16 protein-coding genes are annotated in these 18509 nt (G+C 52.4%); 9 read left to right on the top strand and 7 right to left on the bottom strand.

Going from position 1 to position 18509, the window contains the following annotated elements; genetic code table 11:
* Window positions 1-1137: TonB-dependent receptor plug domain-containing protein (locus tag ACT3R4_RS12975; protein ID WP_496201867.1), on the bottom strand; the 1137-nt coding region annotated here is incomplete at its 3' end.
* Between the two features lie 183 nt (window positions 1138-1320).
* On the opposite strand from ACT3R4_RS12975, the gene ACT3R4_RS12970 reads away from it, so the two are divergent.
* The 5 genes from ACT3R4_RS12970 to ACT3R4_RS12950 all read left to right on the top strand — a co-directional run bounded on the left by ACT3R4_RS12970 (window position 1321) and on the right by ACT3R4_RS12950 (window position 7437).
* Window positions 1321-2235 (top strand): LysR family transcriptional regulator, encoded by a 915-nt coding sequence (locus tag ACT3R4_RS12970; RefSeq protein WP_193057016.1) that lies wholly within the window; start codon window positions 1321-1323, stop codon window positions 2233-2235.
* A 78-nt stretch (window positions 2236-2313) separates the two neighbouring features.
* Window positions 2314-3207, top strand: a complete 894-nt coding sequence (locus tag ACT3R4_RS12965; protein ID WP_441679240.1) for an AEC family transporter — start codon at window positions 2314-2316, stop codon at window positions 3205-3207.
* 99 nt (window positions 3208-3306) lie between these two features.
* On the top strand, window positions 3307-4425 hold the full coding sequence (locus ACT3R4_RS12960; protein WP_441679241.1) for a PQQ-dependent sugar dehydrogenase: 1119 nt from the start codon (window positions 3307-3309) through the stop codon (window positions 4423-4425).
* Between the two features lie 154 nt (window positions 4426-4579).
* Complete coding sequence (locus ACT3R4_RS12955; protein WP_193057014.1) at window positions 4580-6025, top strand: sensor histidine kinase; 1446 nt, start codon at window positions 4580-4582, stop codon at window positions 6023-6025.
* A gap of 11 nt (window positions 6026-6036) precedes the next feature.
* Window positions 6037-7437, top strand: coding sequence for a sigma-54-dependent transcriptional regulator (locus ACT3R4_RS12950; protein ID WP_441679242.1), 1401 nt, complete (start codon window positions 6037-6039; stop codon window positions 7435-7437).
* Window positions 7438-7720: 283 nt separating this feature from the next.
* Here ACT3R4_RS12950 and ACT3R4_RS12945 read toward each other — a convergent pair whose 3' ends face one another.
* Window positions 7721-8128, bottom strand: coding sequence for a hypothetical protein (locus ACT3R4_RS12945; protein ID WP_172117531.1), 408 nt, complete (start codon window positions 8126-8128; stop codon window positions 7721-7723).
* Between the two features lie 384 nt (window positions 8129-8512).
* On the opposite strand from ACT3R4_RS12945, the gene ACT3R4_RS12940 reads away from it, so the two are divergent.
* The 4 genes from ACT3R4_RS12940 (at window position 8513) to ACT3R4_RS12925 (ending at window position 13374) form a co-directional block, all read left to right on the top strand.
* Entirely contained in the window at window positions 8513-9715 is a 1203-nt protein-coding gene (locus tag ACT3R4_RS12940) for a quaternary amine ABC transporter ATP-binding protein (RefSeq protein WP_172117530.1), read from the top strand.
* Entirely contained in the window at window positions 9715-10545 is an 831-nt protein-coding gene (locus ACT3R4_RS12935; RefSeq protein WP_172117529.1) for an ABC transporter permease, read from the top strand. Before ACT3R4_RS12940 ends, ACT3R4_RS12935 begins: the two co-directional genes overlap by 1 nt.
* A 152-nt stretch (window positions 10546-10697) precedes the next feature.
* Entirely contained in the window at window positions 10698-11570 is an 873-nt protein-coding gene (locus tag ACT3R4_RS12930) for a glycine betaine ABC transporter substrate-binding protein (protein WP_172117528.1), read from the top strand.
* 160 nt (window positions 11571-11730) lie between these two features.
* Window positions 11731-13374 (top strand): BCCT family transporter, encoded by a 1644-nt coding sequence (locus ACT3R4_RS12925; RefSeq protein ID WP_192527427.1) that lies wholly within the window; start codon window positions 11731-11733, stop codon window positions 13372-13374.
* Window positions 13375-13438: 64 nt separating this feature from the next.
* Here ACT3R4_RS12925 and ACT3R4_RS12920 read toward each other — a convergent pair whose 3' ends face one another.
* The 5 genes from ACT3R4_RS12920 to fghA all read right to left on the bottom strand — a co-directional run bounded on the left by ACT3R4_RS12920 (window position 13439) and on the right by fghA (window position 18438).
* Window positions 13439-14164 carry a 3'-5' exonuclease gene (locus ACT3R4_RS12920; protein WP_172117526.1) on the bottom strand — a complete coding sequence of 242 codons (726 nt, stop codon included), beginning with the start codon at window positions 14162-14164 and terminating at the stop codon, window positions 13439-13441.
* Between the two features lies 1 nt (window position 14165).
* The gene (locus ACT3R4_RS12915) at window positions 14166-16076 is read right to left on the bottom strand and encodes a DUF294 nucleotidyltransferase-like domain-containing protein (protein ID WP_192527425.1); all 1911 of its coding nucleotides are present in this window, start codon (window positions 16074-16076) and stop codon (window positions 14166-14168) included.
* 129 nt (window positions 16077-16205) lie between these two features.
* Window positions 16206-16598: a DUF4168 domain-containing protein gene (locus ACT3R4_RS12910; protein WP_172117524.1), complete on the bottom strand. Its 393-nt coding sequence runs from the start codon at window positions 16596-16598 to the stop codon at window positions 16206-16208.
* Window positions 16599-16858: 260 nt separating this feature from the next.
* A complete protein-coding gene (mtgA, locus tag ACT3R4_RS12905; protein ID WP_441679243.1) occupies window positions 16859-17575 on the bottom strand; it encodes a monofunctional biosynthetic peptidoglycan transglycosylase in 717 nt (238 codons plus the stop codon).
* Window positions 17576-17583: 8 nt separating this feature from the next.
* Window positions 17584-18438 carry an S-formylglutathione hydrolase gene (gene fghA / locus ACT3R4_RS12900; protein ID WP_087105329.1) on the bottom strand — a complete coding sequence of 285 codons (855 nt, stop codon included), beginning with the start codon at window positions 18436-18438 and terminating at the stop codon, window positions 17584-17586.
* Between the last annotated feature and the right edge of the window lie 71 nt (window positions 18439-18509).

Raw genomic sequence — 18509 nt, 5'->3', positions numbered from 1 at the left:
CGACCAGCTATCGGTCAACATCCACTCGTCTTCAACAAACACAGCCCACTGACGTTGATCAAGCGTAGTAAGGTCGGAAATCTGGTTGGTAGTGCCATCCTCCAGCTTCTCCTCCTCGTAACTGGCCCCCACCGTCACCATGTGCGTACCAAGCGGAATGACGGCACTGGTCTTGGCTGTCGTGTTGGTAATTTCGATATCTCGCGAGTCGTTGCGGCTATTTTCGCGCTGAACGAACGTTTCGCTGGTACCCCAATCAAAACGACCGCTATGGGTCACCGCCATATGCCGATTGGTAAATTTGTTGAGGCTGTCAGAGCAGCCGCCACGGCAACCTTCAGAAGGCGCAGAACGCCCCATCAACGCTTGGCGCTCTTGCTCAGTAATACCCGCCTCGGCGGTAACGTCGTGGTTGTCGCTGGCCGCCAAACTTAAACGCGCGGTCAAACTCTGCAGGCTTTTATCCTCATAGCCATTGATGATGTTGTCTTCATCACGCTGGGAGGCTTGACCATAGAGTTGAAGCCCTAGCGTATCGCCCACCAGCGGCCCACTTAGGTAGAAGTTACCTTGACGGCTATCGCCTGAAGAGCTGCTTTCCTGCAGCACGGTATCGACCTGAAGGTTGCCATGCCATTGCTGGGCGACCTTGCGAGTGATCACGTTGATTACCCCACCAATAGCGTCTGATCCATATAGAGTCGACATGGGCCCACGCACGATTTCAATACGCTCAATAGCTTGTAGGGGCGGTAGCCAATCCTGTTCGAAACCAGCGCTACCGTTCGGACGCGATTCTCGAGAATTCTGCGGACGACCATCTACCAAAACCAGCGTGTACTGGGCAGGCATACCGCGAATGGAAATGTCGTGCCCGTTATCACCCCCTCCGCCTCCGGTTACCGTTACCCCCGGTACATCGCGCAGCGCGTCCGTAATATTTTGGTAATGGCCTCGCTCCAACTGCTCGCGAGATAATACGCTAATGGAAGCGGGAGCGTCCTTTACCTGCTGTTCGAAGCCCGAAGCGGTCACCACCATATTGTTTAATGTCTCAGACTGCTGGGCCAGCGCGGTGCTTGTTGCCAGCGAGGCAACCGTAGTTGCAAGTAGCGTTAGACGAAATGAGTTAGGCATGTTATTTCCATTGTCTAAAATAATTAATCTGAATGGTAACTATTAGCATTATCATGTTACCTACAAAGTTCCACCATGGGACGGCACGGGGTGTTCGGTAATACGCAACCTAAATGCCAATTATTTTCATTCCACCCCAAAAGTGGCACAATAGACGCTTCTTAATTGACCTGTGGCGCGACCATGTATGACTTTGACGAACTGGCTGCTTTCGCGGATGTAATGGCGACCGGCAGCGTGACACGCAGTGCGCAAAAGCTGGGGTTAGCAAAATCAACACTGAGTCGTCGTATCAGCCAGTTGGAAGCACGGCTTAATCAGCCACTACTACGCCGCCAGGCCAATCGTTTAATTCCTACCGAGGCTGGCCTGCTCTTTCATACGTACTGTACTGAATTGCTCTCGATGGCAAGCCACAGCCAGGAAGCCTTGGCCGAGCTGCGCGAAGAAATTAGTGGCAAAGTCACGCTGGAAATCCATGGGGCCTTGGCGCGAAGCTGGATGGCCCCTGTGGTCAATGCCTTTTTAAACAGTTACCCAAAAGTAGAGCTAGAGCTTCGAACCCGCGAAACACCGCCCACCAAAATGCATAGCAATAGCGTGCATGTATGGCTGGGCTTTACCAATGAGTGCGGGCTTAACCAAGAGTGTCTGGGCCATTTAACCCGCGGGTTATATGCCAGCCCACGCTATCTGGCCGAAAACGGGTCACCAACCCATCCTGATGAGTTACCCCAGTACGCCTGGATCGACTTGCTCAACACGGCATCCAACGGACTAACGCTCCATCACGCCAGGTACGGTGATTATCTTTTCGACCCGCCACGCTCGCGCCTGCGCGTCGATTTGACCGCGCTGCATATCGACGCCATTGCGGGTCATCAAGGGATAGGTCTACTGCCCCACTGGTTAGTTAAACGGCGTGAAGAACATCACCCTGGCGAGCTGGTCCCTTGCCTGGTGGGCTGGGAGCCTACGCCGCTGCCCATTAATTTACTTTACGCTTACGGCCACCAACCTCGGCGAACCAACGCGTTGCTTGATTTTTTACGCCAGCACGTTCCCGTGCAGTGGCAGCGCACAGCCGTAAACGCTTAACGAATTTTGCGTATTCGCCTTGCCTATTAGCAGGCTCATTAACGACAATAGGCAACCCACGATTGCCAAGGACCGTTAATGCTTGCCGAACTGTTTGCTGTTATGGCCCCCGTACTTGCCGGTGCGGGGTTAGGTTTTTTGTGGATTCGGCTAGGACACCCTTATCCTGTCGATTTTGTTACTCGACTGGTTTTCAACATCGGCACGCCCGCGCTGGTGTTGGCCTCGCTTGCGGGTGCCGACATAGATGCCGACACCTTTGGTCGCACCATGCTGGCGACTGCGCTGGTGATCATCACCATGGGGCTAGCGACCTTTGCTGTTGCCAAGCTGCTGGGCCGTGACTGGCGCGTTCTGCTGTCTCCCATGATGTACCCCAATACCGGCAACATGGGGCTACCGGTGGTTCTTTATGCATTTGGTAGCGCTGGTTTTGCTTATGGCATCACGGTGATGGTAACGGTCTCGCTGTTCCAATTCACCCTGGGGTCTGTTCTCAACAGCCAGGGCAATCCGCTTAAAACGCTCGTTAAGACCCCAACGGTATATGCCATTTTAATTTCCATGGTGCTGCTGCTAACCGATACCTCACTACCGCCTTGGCTTGGCAACACCGTGGGCCTTATGTCGGGCTTTACCGTACCGTTGATGCTGATCACCTTGGGTGTTTCCTTGGCGAGCATTCAGGTAAAAAGCCTGCGTTCCGGGTTAGGGTTTAGCCTGGTGCGCATACCGCTGGCGACGGTGGCGGCCTGGTTCATCGCAGGCTGGGTAGGGCTTCCGCCGCTGGCGCAAGGCATTCTCGTTTTACAAATGTGTATGCCCGTGGCGGTGTTTAACTATTTATTTGCCCAGCGTGCCCGGCGTGAGCCAGCCTATGTGGCCAGCCTGGTATTTTGCTCGACCCTGTTAGCACTGATCTACCTACCGATACTGTTAGCACTCCTAATGCCTTCTCTAGGTGGGGAATGAGCCCAATAGGAAAAGTCCCTGCTAGACTGATGATGGCCTTATCACAAGGTTCGCCCCGCTGAGGTTCCCCTTGGGCTCATCACTACAGGAGAATGCGCTATGCACGTGGAACAAAACGCCAAGCCGGTTACGTCATGGCTATCAACCGTTTTGGGCGGACTGCTGCTAACGAGTGCAGTGGGTACGGCGCACGCTGAGGTTGTCCATAAATCTATCGAAACTGAGCATCTAGCCGTCGCCATTGAGCGGGTAGCCTCGGGGTTTGAACACCCTTGGGCGGTGGCATTTCTTCCGGATGGCCGCCTCCTGGTAAGCGAGCGCAACGGGCAACTAAATCTGGTGGATTCGCGCAGCGGTGAATACCAGGCGCTGGAGGGCATGCCAACGGTCAATCATCATGGCCAGGGTGGCCTGCTTGACGTGGTACTGCACCCGGATTTTGCAGACGGCAGCGGCGAACACGACTGGATTTACGTTACCTGGAGTAAACCTGACGCTAACAACAGTCGTACAGCGCTTTCGCGTGTTTACTGGCAAGATGACCAATTAGGCGATGTAGAGCATCTGTTTGAGCAGGATCGCGCCTCGGCTCCCGGCCGCCATTACGGCTCACGCTTGGCCTGGCTAGACGATGGTACGCTGCTTATGAGCGTTGGCGACCGGGGTTCGGAGCCTTCCAGAGCGCAGGCGCGCGATGACCACGCAGGCTCTACGCTGCGTTTGACCGAAACAGGCGGTGTACCGGAAGACAACCCGTTTGTGAATGATGCCAACACCCGAGATGAGATCTACTCGCTGGGTAATCGTAATATTCAAGGTATGACCGTATTGAAAAACGGTGAGCCGTGGGTATCGGAACATGGCCCGCTCACGGGAGATGAGCTGAATCACATCAAGGCAGGTGCTAACTACGGCTGGCCTGACGTAACGCTCGGCAACGATTACGCTACCCAGCAACCCATAGGCGAACAGTCGCTACCTGGCATGGAAGACCCGAATTATGACTTTAAAGGACGTTTTGCACCATCCGGCTTAGCCGAAGTCAGAGGAAGCACGTTTAACGCCTGGGAGGGCAACCTGCTCGCAGGTGGTTTAAGCAGTGAACAGCTGCTACGCCTCACGCTGAATGGCGATGAAGTTACTGAAAGTGAGCGTATTCTTGATGGTCATATTGGCCGTATTCGTGATGTGCGGCGCCATTTACTTGCTAACCGATGAGCGCCAAGGCAGCCTTTATCGGCTACTGCCTGCAGAATCCCCTTAATCCGGCGATTCTTTGATGGCCCCATGTTCATAACTCTATTCATCAACCGCCGTTTCTACTGATAATGCTTTTCACTGATGAAACGCTTAATGCCACCATGGAAGCAGCATGCGACTTCGTAATTTAATTATCATCACCGTCATCGTACCGCTGTTTGTTGTATTGGTGGTCTTCAGCTTAGTGGCCATAAAATCGCTGGAAGACAATGTTCGCTCCAAACTGCAAACGGAAGTCGAGATCATTACTCGGGCGCTTAGCACCTCACTGAGTGGTGCGGTTTCCCGAGACAGCCCAACACCGCTAGAAGAAGCACTGCAATCGGCGTTTTCGTTCCATCGAATTTATGGCGCTTACGTCTTTGACCTTCAGGGGCGCGAAGTTTACGGGCTGGGCTTAGGCAAAGACCTTTTCTCTCCCGAAGAGATCCGCCAGGTAATTGAGCAGGATGACCTTTACAGTAATTATCGCCAGTATGATGGCTGGACCTATTACTCGGCCATCATCCCACTACGCACCCAGGATGGCACCGTTCATGGTGCACTTCAGGTTAACCGCTTAAATACCGGCATCGAAAATTACACCGGGTTTATAAGTATTGTGGCGGTTCTGGTGTTTGTCATTGGCGCAGCTGGCATCGTCTTTAGCATTTGGTGGGGGTTTAGGCGCTATATTGAACGTCCGCTTAATCGTTTATTGCACGTTATGCTGCTGGTGGAAGACGGTGATCGTAGCCAGCGTGCGACGATAGACGGCCCGGCTGAGTATAGTCGGCTTGCCTCAGGTTTAAATGGCATGCTCGACGCCATGGCTGAAAAAGATCACGATATTGAAGAGCGTCAACAGCGTGAAATTGAGCTCGAAAAGCGCCTGCGTAAATCCAAAAAACTGGCAGAACTGGGTGTTCTTGCAGCCGGCGTCGCCCACGAAATTGGCGCCCCCCTTACGGTTATTAACGGCCAGGCCCAGCGGCTAGCTCGCCGAAACGTCATTGGCGATGAGGAACGGGCCAAACTTGTACGCATTCGCGGCGAAGTTGAGCGAATTGTCGAAATAGTTCGTCAATTAATGGAATTAGGCCGACAGCATAATGTCGAAAAAGGCGAGCTGGCGCTAGATCGGTTAATTCAAAATGCCAGCGATTTAGTAGAAGAGGAGCTTGAACCGCGAAATATCCGGTTGGATATCCATCTTCCCTCGCCCACGCCTCATTTACTGGCAAACGAACAGCAAATCGTTCAGGTGCTTACCAATCTACTGCGTAATGCAGCGCAAGCACCTAACGTAAGCCATATCCGCGTACGCGTACGTACGCATGAACATGAATTAACGCTCTATGTAGAAGACGATGGCCCAGGCATCCCTGCTAGCAACCATCAGCACGTTTTTGACCCATTTTTCACTACCAAACCGGTGGGTCAAGGCAGTGGCTTGGGGCTCTCCATGGTGCACCGTATTATTAATGACCACGGCGGTACGATTGGTGTGTTTGACAGCGCTCTTGGTGGCGCTGGATTTGAAATCACACTTCCACTTAGTGAAACCGCATCCGCTTGAGGACAACATTTGTGACCCATCAGGAACATCCTTTACCTTTGCTGGTAGTGGAAGATGACCCCGCTATCCGAGAGCTTTTAGAAGAAGAGTTGAACGATGCGGGCTATCAAACGCTTGGCGTGCCCAGCGCTGAAGAGGCCATTGCCCTACTAAGCCATACCCCTGTGGCCATGATGATTACCGATGTACGCCTGCCAGGAATGACGGGCATTCAGTTGCTGCAGCAAATTCGTCAAAGTGGCAGCGAATTGGGGATCATCGTTATTACCGCTTTTGGCACTATCGATCAGGCCGTTGAAGCGCTCAAGCTTGGCGCCAACGACTTCCTGACCAAGCCACTTGACCTTGATGCTATCCGTGAGGCGGTCTTTCGGGTGTTGGAGCGCCAGCGTCTATCGCTTTCACACGATACAGAGCTCAGCCACTTTCACGGCATTGTGGGCAAAAGTAATGTTATGCAGTCGCTGTTTCATGACGCATCGCGATTGGCTAAAAGTAATGCCCCCATTCTTATTTTGGGAGAAAGCGGTACCGGCAAGGAGCTTTTGGCGCGCGCCATTCATCAGGAAAGCCCTCGCCATGAGGCCCCTTTTATCCCCGTCAACTGCGCCAGCATACCTGCTGAGCTGATGGAAAGTGAGTTTTTCGGCCATGTGAAAGGCGCCTTTACCGGGGCCAATGAAGCTCGCAAAGGGCTTTTTCATACCGCTCAAGGTGGCAGCCTGTTTTTGGATGAGATAGGCGAAATGCCGATCAACCTCCAGGCCAAGCTGCTCCGGGCGCTTCAGGAAAAAACCGTGCGCCCGGTCGGCGGCGAGCGAGAAGAAGCTGTGGATGTGCGCATCATCGCGGCGACCCACCGCAACCTGGATAAAGAGATTGAGCAGGAGAGCTTTCGTAGCGACTTGTTTTATCGTCTGGAAACCTTTTCACTGCGCATTCCTCCCCTGCGTGAACGGGGCAGCGATATTGAACATCTGATTTTTGCGTTGATTGATAAACATGCGGAAGCGCAAAACAAGCAGATTGAGCAAATTGAGCCCGAGGCACTCAACAGCCTGCTGAATTACACCTACCCCGGTAACGTCCGCGAATTGGAAAACGCCATTATGCGAGCGGTAACGCTCAGTGAAGAGGGTCTTTTGCAGCACCAGGATTTACCCGAACGCTTGCGCGAGAATTCTCATCCGGAAGCTAGTGCCGAGATCACGCCGACATTAAGCGGAGAAGTACTGCCAGGTACACAGTTACCGACGCCCTCGCCTACTCGATGGCCTAGCCTGGAGGAAGTGGAAAAGCGCTATATTCGAAAAGTGCTCGAAGCGACAGGAGGCAACAAACGCCGAACAGCGGAGCTTTTGGGTATCGCTCGACGCACACTCTATCGCCGTCTTGAAGATAGCGAAGAGTAGATCAACAGGACCAGTTCAATCGGACTAGACCAACAGGACTCTGTATGAAAAGGCCAACAACAGTGCCTTGATGCGTGTTTTATCGACATAGCCAGGCGCTTCTACGATGCAAGCGTCTGGCTGCGGTAGCGCGGGTACACGGCTAGCGACCCCCAGTAGCATCATACTTCAGCGCAAAAAAAACCCTCGCAGGCGCGAGGGTAAAGATGATAAACCGTGTGGAGCAGCCGCAGGGAACGAACAGCTGAAGCGGCTTATCATCGTAGGGAACAGTACGTAGGTATTAGCCGTTAGTTAACTCATCATCATTTTCTTCATCGGCGGCTCCTGGCATGGGATCTGTACCTTCACCAAAACCGGGCTCTTCTTCAACATCCTGGGTACGCGCCTCATCTTCAGGCTGTATTGACTCTTGCGGGACAATTGCTTCATCGTTATCTGCTGAACCCGTGCCTGCTGGATCAGCGGGATCTGCGGCTTGATCCGTTGAGGAAGGCTCTTGGGTCATGGTGGCATCCTGCTCAACGTCAGGTGCTGCACTTTGCTCCATGGTTTCAGGCTGTTGGGCAGGCGGCAATTCTTCTTCATTGTCACCACAGCCAGCAAGCAAGAGGACACTGGCAGCAGTTGCGATCATGCACAAAGAAAGTAGACGTGGGCGCTTCGCTTTTACATCCGCGTGCTTATTCATAAAATTCATCTCCTTGAAACCTGCAAAAAACATCCTGAATCACTATCCCAAACCAAGCACACATCAAGCCAACTCAATGAATTATTAAAAATAATAATTAAAATCAACACCTTAAAAGAAACAATCACTATTAACAATCAACCACGCGTGGGCGCAAAATGACACATGTGGCATTTCTTGACCGCGCTTAAAGAGGCGTTGTGACACAACCCTCTCATTTATGTATAATATTTTTTAATAAATATACAACCATATACTGTTTTTTCATTATGAATGCTTTGTGTGGCTGCTTTATATAGAAGGTGGCGCTGCTTTTATGTAAATGGCGGCAAATCAGAAAGAGCAACCATACAAAGCGCCTCATACACATAAAAGGCATCGCCTATGGATGAGCAACGTCCTGTTAAAATTAGAGTCCGAGGCTTAAGTAAGGTCTTTGGTAAACAACCTCGAAAAGCATTAGAGCTACGCGACCAGGGTCTTAAACGTCCAGAAATCCTTGAACAAACAGGCCAGACACTCGGCCTTTCCAACATATCCTTCGATGTTTATGAAGGTGAACTCCTCGTCATCATGGGCCTTTCGGGCTCAGGCAAATCGACACTGATCCGCTGTCTTAATCGCCTGATTGACACAACGGAAGGTGAGATCATCATTGATGATGAAAACATCCCCACCCTGAGTGAAAAAGCGTTACTGGAGTGCCGACGCCGCCATTTCTCGATGGTCTTCCAAAATTTTGCGCTGTTTCCGCATCGCACGGTGCAAAAAAACGCAGAGTTTGGCTTGGAAATACGCGGCATTGATAAAGCCGAGCGTCATAAAATCGCCCATACCGCCCTTAAACAGGTGGGTCTGGAAGGCTGGGAGAACGCGTATCCCCACCAGCTTTCAGGGGGAATGCAGCAGCGCGTTGGCCTGGCCCGCGCACTGGCTAACGATGCCAGCGTACTGTTAATGGATGAAGCATTTTCAGCGCTTGACCCCTTGATTCGTAAGGACATGCAACTGGAACTTTTGCAGCTCCAAGCCAAAATGCAAAAGACCACGGTCTTCATTACCCACGATTTGGATGAAGCGCTGAATATCGGTGATCGAATCGTGCTGCTTAAAGATGGCGAAGTCGTCCAAATTGGCACTCCTGAAGAAATTCTGACCCAACCTGCGGACGATTATGTGCGTCGGTTTATCGAAGGGGTCGACCGCTCGCGTGTGCTAACGGCCGAGAGCGCTATGCGCCCACTGCGTAGCACCGCGCGTGATAGTGATGGCCCCCGCACGGCACTTCACCGCATGCGGGACCACGCAATTGACTCTATCTACGTAACTGACCGTGACCGCCGTCTGCTCGGGCTACTGGAAGCCGAGTCCGCGAGTACGGCGATCAAGGAAGGCGCCGAAAAAATCGCCGACTACCTGACTCAGGACTTCCGCAAAGTGTCCCCCGACGAGCCGTTGCAGAACCTGTTCGCCATGTTTAGTGAAAAGAGCTTTCCTATTGCCGTGGTAGATGAACAGCAACGCCTTCTGGGCGTTGTGGTGAAAGGCGCGGTACTGGATGAATTGGCACGAGCAGGAGAACCGTAATGGACATTCCCCGTATCCCGCTAGGCAGTTGGATCGAAGGTGGCCTCACTTGGCTAACCAGCGAATACTCTGTGGTTACTCGCGGCATTTCACGCTTTACCCAAACCGGGATTAACAGCCTGAATGATGGGCTGATGTGGCTACCGGAGTGGGCACTGCTGGCCATTATTGCGCTGCTTTGCTGGAGGCTTGCGGGCCCGCGCTTGGCACTGGGAGCGGTCCTTGGCTTGGCATTAATCTGGAACATGGGCCTTTGGGGACCCATGATCGAGACGTTAACGCTGGTGGTGATCGCAACCGTCGTTGCCGTTGTCATTGCACTGCCTATCGGCATTACCGCGGCCTTATCGGAACGCCTTTATCGCTTGTTCATGCCGCTGCTGGATTTTATGCAGACCATGCCTGCGTTCGTCTATCTGATACCGGCCATTCCCTTTTTCGGCATTGGTTCTGTGTCCGCCATTTTTGCCACGGTTATCTTTTCCATGCCGCCCGCCATTCGCTTTACGACGCTCGGCATTCGTCAGGTACCTACAGAGTTAATAGAAGCTGCGGATGCTTACGGCGCTACTCGAAGCCAAAAACTATTTAAAGTGCAGCTACCGCTCTCGTTACCTACTGTGATGGCGGGCATTAACCAAACGATCATGCTAGCGCTTTCCATGGTGGTTATTGCCGCGATGATAGGTGCCGATGGGCTAGGCAGCGAAGTATGGCGTGCAATACAGCGCCTGCGCCCAGGCGACGGCTTTGAAGCCGGTATTGCCGTTGTTATTCTGGCCATGCTGCTTGACCGTTTAACGCAGTCGTTACGCAAGACCTCAAGGTAAGCTGACTGAAATACCCAACGACAACGAGAAAATGAGAAGTAGCTTGATGGGGTGTTAGCCCCTTTGACTTGATGAGCTTTATTTTCACGACCATGCTGAATTGCCTAACATGATGTTATGTTAAGGCAAACAATACAAAAGGGAGCAAGTGAATGAAAACACGTATGCTAAATCGTCGTATCCGTCTGGCCTCTGCCGCATTGATTGCAGGTACTGGGTTAGTCGTAGGCAGTGCCGCTCAGGCGCAGGATCAAGGCACCATCAATCTTGCGTATGTTGAATGGTCGTCAGAAGTAGCCTCCACTAACGTCGTTGCTGCGGTGTTGGAGCAGGCTGGCTACGAAGTAGACATGACTTCGCTTTCCGCAGCGGCCATGTTCCAGGCGCTTTCAACCGGTGACGCCGATGCGATTGTTGCCGCATGGCTGCCGACAACGCACGCTGAGTATATGGAGCGCATTGGTGACCACGTCGAAGACCTGGGCCCCAACCTGGACGGCACCAAACTGGGGCTCGTCGTACCGTCTTACACAGACGTTGACTCGATTGCCGACCTTAATAGCAACGCAGACCTCTTTAACAGTGAGATCATCGGTATAGACCCTGGTGCAGGCCTAATGGGCTTGACGGAGCAAGTTGTCGATACCTATGACCTTGATCTTCGCCTGCGCAGTGGCAGCGACGCCACGATGGTGGCAGCGCTTAGTAACGCCATTAATAATGAAGAAGATATCGTGATCACCAGCTGGACGCCCCACTGGATGTTTGCACGCTGGGACCTTAAATACCTGGAAGATCCAGAAAACGTGTTTGGAGGCGCTGAGCAAATTCATACCGTTGTACGTAACGGTTTTGCCGATGAAATGCCAGAAGCCTACGCGATTCTCAATGCATTCGAATGGACCCCAGAGCAAATGGGTGAAGTAATGCTGATGAATCAGGAAGACGGAAGCGACCCCTACGAGAACGCCAAGAAGTGGGTCGAAGAAAACCAGGATGTGGTTGAGCAATGGCTAAATAGCTAATCGCTATCCACCACTGTGCCGACGTCAGTTGATACTGGGGTCGGCACCTTTGTTTGCACTTACAAAACAGTTCCAATAAAACAGCAATACAATGCTTGTTAATATATAGTTAAGCAAAACGACACTACGCGTGTTTTCTAATTAAAACGGAGAGGTACTCGTGGATAAACAAGAGCCCAATAGCTCCCCTGAGGAGCCAAAATCCCCTGAAGGCATACCCGCTCCCGATGGGGCGGCAAATCTGATCGATACCGACTACGTTGTTGGTCAGGACAACATTACGACCAATAAAATGGGCTTTGACCTTGACCTGCACGGCAAGGTGTTTAGCATTTCAGCGATTATTGTACTGCTATTCGTGGTCTTGACGCTGGCGCTGCAAGACACCATTGCGCCGGTATACGATTCCATTTTCAACTTCCTAACCGGCAACCTGTCCTGGTTTTTTATCACGGCTGCCAACATATTCGTTATTTTATGTGTTGGTTTGATTTTCTCCCCGTTGGGTAAAATCCGCCTTGGTGGCGTCGACGCCAAACCGGATTACACCTATATGGGCTGGTTCTCTATGCTGTTTGCCGCTGGCATGGGCATTGGCTTGATGTTCTTTGGCGTAAATGAGCCACTTACCCACTTCGGCACCGCCTTTGATGGCAGTAATTGGGCACCGCTGGGTGGCGCCGAAGGCAACGCTGCAGCAGCCACATCGCTAGCCATGGCAGCCACCATTTACCACTGGGGCCTGCACCCTTGGGCGATTTACGCCATCGTGGCACTTTCGCTGGCCCTGTTCTCGTTCAATAAAGGCTTGCCGCTTTCAATGCGCTCGGTGTTTTACCCCATTTTGGGTGAGCGCGTTTGGGGCTGGCCAGGCCATGTGATCGATATTCTGGCGGTGTTTGCATCGCTGTTTGGTTTGGCTACGTCACTAGGCCTAGGTGCCAGCCAGGCGGCAGCGGGGCTTTCGTATTTGTTTGGCGCGCCTGAAAGCGATGTCACGATGATTCTATTGATCGTCGGCATTACCCTGGTGGCGATTGCATCCATTGTTGCTGGTGTTGATAAGGGCGTGCAACTGCTCTCCAAGATCAACATCGCCATGGCGGCGTTGCTACTGTTCTTTGTGATTGCGGTAGGCCCGACTCTGTTCATCGCGACGGGCTTCTTTGAAAACCTGTGGAGCTATGCGACTCACTTCACCGCGCTTTCAAACCCGTTCGGCCGTGAAGATGCTAACTTCAGCCAAGGCTGGACAGCCTTCTACTGGGCATGGTGGATCTCCTGGTCTCCTTACGTCGGCATGTTTATCGCCCGCGTATCACGTGGCCGTACGGTTCGAGAGTTTTTGATTTCCGTACTTATTATCCCCTCAGTAGTATCGGTACTTTGGATGACGACCTTTGGCGGCACCGCCATTGATCAATATGTAAGCCAGGGTATTAGCACCGTGCGCGATGCGGGCGTCGACCTTCAGCTGTTCCTGATGCTGGAGCAATTGCCACTGGCACAAATCACCTCTTTCGTGGCGATTTTGCTGGTCATCATCTTCTTTGTCACCTCCTCCGACTCAGGCTCGCTTGTGATTGACTCCATCACTGCGGGCGGCAAAGTGGATGCCCCCACACCGCAACGCGTGTTCTGGGCGATCATTGAAGGCGCCATTGCCATTGCGCTGCTGCTGGGCGGCGGCCTTACGGCGCTACAAACCATGGCCGTTTCCACCGGTTTCCCGTTCACCATTATTCTATTGGTGGCGTGCTACGCAATCGTCAAAGGTTTGATGAGCGAACCCAAAGCGGTGTAATTAATCGGTACGCATGACCAAAACGGGCAGCCCAAGGGCTGCCCGTTTTTTTATGGATGCCGTGCTAGCACCAGATATTTTTTAAAGGCGTATCTGGCTGATAATGGGTGGCGATTTGCGCCTGGAGAAGTTCTGCCGTGGCCAATGCATCGACCAGCGCATGATGCCCCTGATAGGCAGGCAAACCATAGCGGGCACGGCTAGCGTTTAAACGTATTGAAACCGGGGGGCGTCCCAACCAGCGGCGAAAACGTGCCCATAACGTTTGTCGATGTATCCTCGCCTCAAGCGACATCGTATCGATCATTGGGAACATCACCCCCTCGCCCCGCCGTGCTTTAATCGCCGTATCCAGGAAGGGCCGCTCAATATTGCGAAAGTGCACCACGACCAAATGGCCCGCGAGCGCGTCCAACAGCTCATCCAGCACCACGTCCAAATCCGGGGCATCTGCCACCTCGGAATGGGTAATATGGTGGAAAGCTATCGAGGATTCAGACAGCGTTCTAGTGGGCTTGACGACCCAATAACGGCGCTCCGCGAGCTTGATACGGTCCAGTGTAAACGGCACGACGCCCATACTGACAATGGCATGGCGCCGCTCATCCAAACCGGTGGTTTCCAAATCCAGCGCAACCATCGGCACGTCAGCAATGGGGGTATCACCAGAAGGCAGTGATGTGGCAAAAAACCGCTGGATAGCAGGGTCTTTCGCCTGGCGCTCACGCTGCGCCATATAGTCAATCCAGTCGGGCTGGGTGATGCGGTGACGCGGGCGAATGCCTAGCATGTTAGTGCCTCTGCCGTTGAGCGGGCACCGGGTAACGGAACTTTAAAAATTTCTGAGCATTGCTAAGCACATGGAAAGCATCTTTCAGCGTATGCCGCTCGCTGTCCTCTACATTTTCAGGCTCAATATTGTTATCTGGCTCTCGGTCTTCCTGAATATCGATCATCTGGTGGCGCAACCGCGTCATACATAAAAACTCAAACGCATAGCTCAGCTTATCGCTAACACCTGGGGCTAAAAGCTGGGTATCGCTTATATCTTTTAGTCGCTGAAACGTATTTTGCGCTTTGGAACCACACGCCAGCGCATGGATACGGATTAGATCAACCATCGGCGCTGTGCCACGGCGTTTCAGGTTAATTGAATTGTTATGCTTGCCATCCTTTTCCATGACAAAGGTACGGAAGAAACCAAGCGGCGGCGTACGGTTCAACGCGTTACGCGCCATTGCCGCTAAAAACAACGGCGATTCAGCAGCTCTACGCGCAATTAGATCCTGTAGCGTTTCAACAAAATGTTCTTCGCCATAGATGCTATCAAGGTCAAAGAAGATCGAACTCTGCAGCAGCTTTTTAGGCGTCGGATTGGAAATCCAGTCTTCAAAATAGCCTTTCCAAACGCTCAGCGGCTGACGCCACTCTTGATTGGTGGCCATGATATCGCCTTTGCAGTAGGTGTAACCGCAGGCATCCAGCCCATCGCTAACAAACTTGGCCAGCGCATAAAAATAAGCATCATGCTCTTCAGGGATAAAGTCATCAGACAAAATGAGCGCGTTATCCTGGTCAGTCACAATGCTTTGTTCATTGCGTGCCATTGAGCCATTAACCATAAAACAGTAAGGTACCGGCGGTGGCCCAAGCTCAGCTTCGGCCAATTCCAGCAGGCGCCGGAAGAAGCTACGCCCCACCGTTGAAAGCGCGCTGCCCACCATTTGCGAGTTAGCGCCCTCCTGAACCATTCGTACAAACGCCGCACTAACATCAGGCGCCAGCTTGGCAAGCCCTTGTGCGCTGGACTGATTGAAAACATTGCTGACCAGGTAGAGTCCGCTATGCGTTTCATAGCGAATAATATCGGAAAGGTGCACCACGCCAACAGGCCGCTGCCGATACAGCACCGGCAAGTGATGAACATTGTTGCGCAGCATGGTCAGCATAGCCTCATATATCGACGCATCCGACTGTATGGTAATCAAATGAGAGGACGCGACATCGCCAATCGCGGTTTGCGGTGAAAGCCCCTCTGCCACGACCCGGGTTCTAAAGTCACTATCGGTAAAAATACCCACCATTTTCCATTTGGCGCCCTCGCTGTCTTGAAAACTGTAGCGCGGGCTGCCGGTGCATTGGGTGAGCACAATGGCCGCTGATGCCTGGGCATCGTTAATTTGCTGGGCAACCTGCTGAAGGCTGGTGGTGGATGCCACCATGACGGGATAGCGGGTCACCAGTTTGCGAATACGCGTGACCATCATATCGTTCGACTTTTTTTGTTGCTCGGCAACCGTTTCAAGCCGTGGCCGCTCAAGCTCTACAAAGTCAGCGAAGTTATCGTCCTCTTCGCATAAGCGCTGAAAGACATCGTTGGGAATAAAATAGATCAGCGTATCTTCAATCGCCTGGGCCGGGAAGCGCACTTTGTGATTCCGCAATAAGCTAAAGTGGCCAAAAATATCCCCCTCGCCTAATCGGTTATAAAGCTCACCCTGGCGGCGATACACCTCAACGGCGCCACTTCTTATAAAGCACAGCTCACTAACGATATCATTTAGCTCCAGGATCTCGCTGCCCGTTTTGAAATAGCTGACCTCAACGCGCTCGGCAATCGCATCAAGCAGCTCATCCGAGAGACCATCAAAAGGAGGAAACTGGCCCATAAATTGGCGTATTTCAAGTAGCTCTACGTCCATGTGATCTCCCAAGACGTGTCTAATAGATAAGCCGAGTTTGGCTCGGTTCATCACTAGCGTAAACCCTGGACGCAAAAAAAGCCCGACACCTGGGTGTCGGGCTTTGATGGTGTATCAACTAGCGATGGCTTAGGACTGGTTTGCCATCTCTTGAACACGCTGCATCATTTCCGGATCTTGCTGGATAGACTGACCGATAGCATTGAAGGTATCGACATCCAAGCCGCTGTCTTCAACCACTTCGATCATACGATCATTTGCTTCGGCGCGAACTTCCTGTTGGGCTGACTCATCTCCTGCCTCCTGCAGACGCTGTGTATACTCTTGCGAGATCACGGCGATTTCTTGAGAAGCATCGGCGAACTGCTGTAACTGCTGGTCAGAAAAATCCTGGGCGGGTGCTGCTTGCTGAGTAGCCATGGGATCCTGAGCCGGGTCCTGCGCTTGCTGGGCGTTGGCAGTAGATGCCATTAAGCCAGTAGCGAGCAGGGCAGCAGAGAATAGAGCAGTTATACGTTGCATAGTAAGAAACCTCATTGACGCGATATGAATGTGGTAAATGTGACGCAAGGATTCAGCACAGGTTCAATTTTTTAAGTAAGAGAACGTAACAAAATGAAGTTACGATAATAACAACACACATAAAAATATATAAAAACAGTTTATATTCAATCACTTATACAAAAAAATACCGCTATCATTTTGAATAATATTCGTGCACTTTTTTATAAATAGAAGCGCATCAAGGGAAGAAGCTGGCTTTAGCTCTTTAATCCAGCCTTCTATAGCCGTTCCAGGTACCCTACTCCGCCCAGGTTATGCATCTGCTGGCGTACCCATTGGCTACGCCTTTCCACTTGGGCGTCAGGTCGAGAGGCGCTGCGGGTGCGTGGGCTGGGGAGGATGGCCGCGAGCAGGCTTGCTTGGCGCTCCGTCATCGCTCCACCGGAGGCGCCAAAATAGTGTTGCGCTGCGGCTTCCAGGCCAAACACGCCGCTATCCCATTCAGCGATATTCAGATACACCTCAAGAATACGCTGTTTGCTCCAGAGAATTTCAATCAACAGTGTGAACCAGGCCTCTAACGCTTTGCGCGTCCAACTGCGCCCACTCCACAAAAAAACATTTTTGGCTGTTTGCTGACTCAGCGTGCTGGCGCCGCGCAAACGGCCGCCATCACGACTGGCTTCCCAGGCGCGTCGCAACTCAACAAAGTCAAAGCCTCGATGCAGAGGGAAGCGCTGATCTTCAGCAGCAATCACCGCCAACTTGGCATTGCTGGATAAATTGTCCCAGCTTCGCCACTGATGCTGAATGCGAATAGGTTCGCTGTTTACCCAGCTCTGTATTTTGCGCTCCACCATGATCATGGAGCCTGGCAAGGGCACAAAACGAAACAGAATGACCAGTGCCACAGAAAGAAGCACAAAAACCAGCACGCCGCGCCACACAAGACGCCATAGCTGACGAAGAAAGCGGCTCAGCGTACGTTTAAGCATCGTTATCCTTAAGATTTCATAAGATGTTCCGCATGATAACGTAGATGCTCCTCAATGAACGAGGCAATAAAGAAGTAACTATGGTCGTAACCCGGCTGACGACGCAGCGTCAGCGGGTGATCATGCGCTTCACATACGGCTTCAAGCCGCTCGGGCTTGAGCTGCTCTTCTAAAAACTGGTCCGCCTCGCCCTGGTCAATAAACAGCCGTTGACGCGAGGCACCATTAGCGACCAGTTCACAGGCATCGTACTGACGCCAGGTTGACTGATCCTCACCCAAATAGCTGGTAAACGCCTTTTGCCCCCAAGGGCAGTTCATCGGGTTCACAATTGGCGAGAATGCTGACACCGAGCTAAAACGACCTGGATGACGCAACGCTAAAATTAATGCCCCGTGGCCGCCCATCGAGTGGCCGCTAATCGACTCACGCCCGTTTACCGGGAAGTGCTGGCGTACAACGGAAGGCAACTCTTCAACGATATAGTCGTACATTCGATAGTGTGGCTTCCACGGCGCTTGGGTAGCGTTGACATAAAAACCTGCCCCCGAGCCAAGGTCATAACTATCGTGCTCGCCCGGTAAGTCTGTGCCACGCGGGCTGGTATCCGGACAAACGATGGCAATCCCAAGCTCTGCCGCTATCCGCTGGGCGCCCGCTTTCTGCATGAAGTTTTCATCGTTGCAGGTAAGCCCGGATAACCACCATAAAAGCGGTACACGCTCGCTTTCGGCTTGTGGCGGTAAGTACACCGCAAATTCCATATCGCAATCCAGCGCCCGAGAGTAATGGCGGTAGCGTTTGTGCCAGCCACCAAAACTACGATTGGCAGACACCAGTTCCAGGGTTTCACTCATGCTCATGGGGCAGGCTCCTTGCGAAAAGAGAAGCGCGGCAGTGCTGCCTGCCGCGCTTTATCAGTAAATTAACAATA

The organism is Halomonas sp. AOP7-E1-9 (assembly GCF_052376035.1).
In the GTDB taxonomy this organism is placed as follows: Bacteria; Pseudomonadota; Gammaproteobacteria; order Pseudomonadales; family Halomonadaceae; genus Vreelandella; species Vreelandella citrativorans.
Note: the sequence above shows the minus strand (reverse complement) of the source record. Positions and strands in the feature narration are given on the sequence as shown.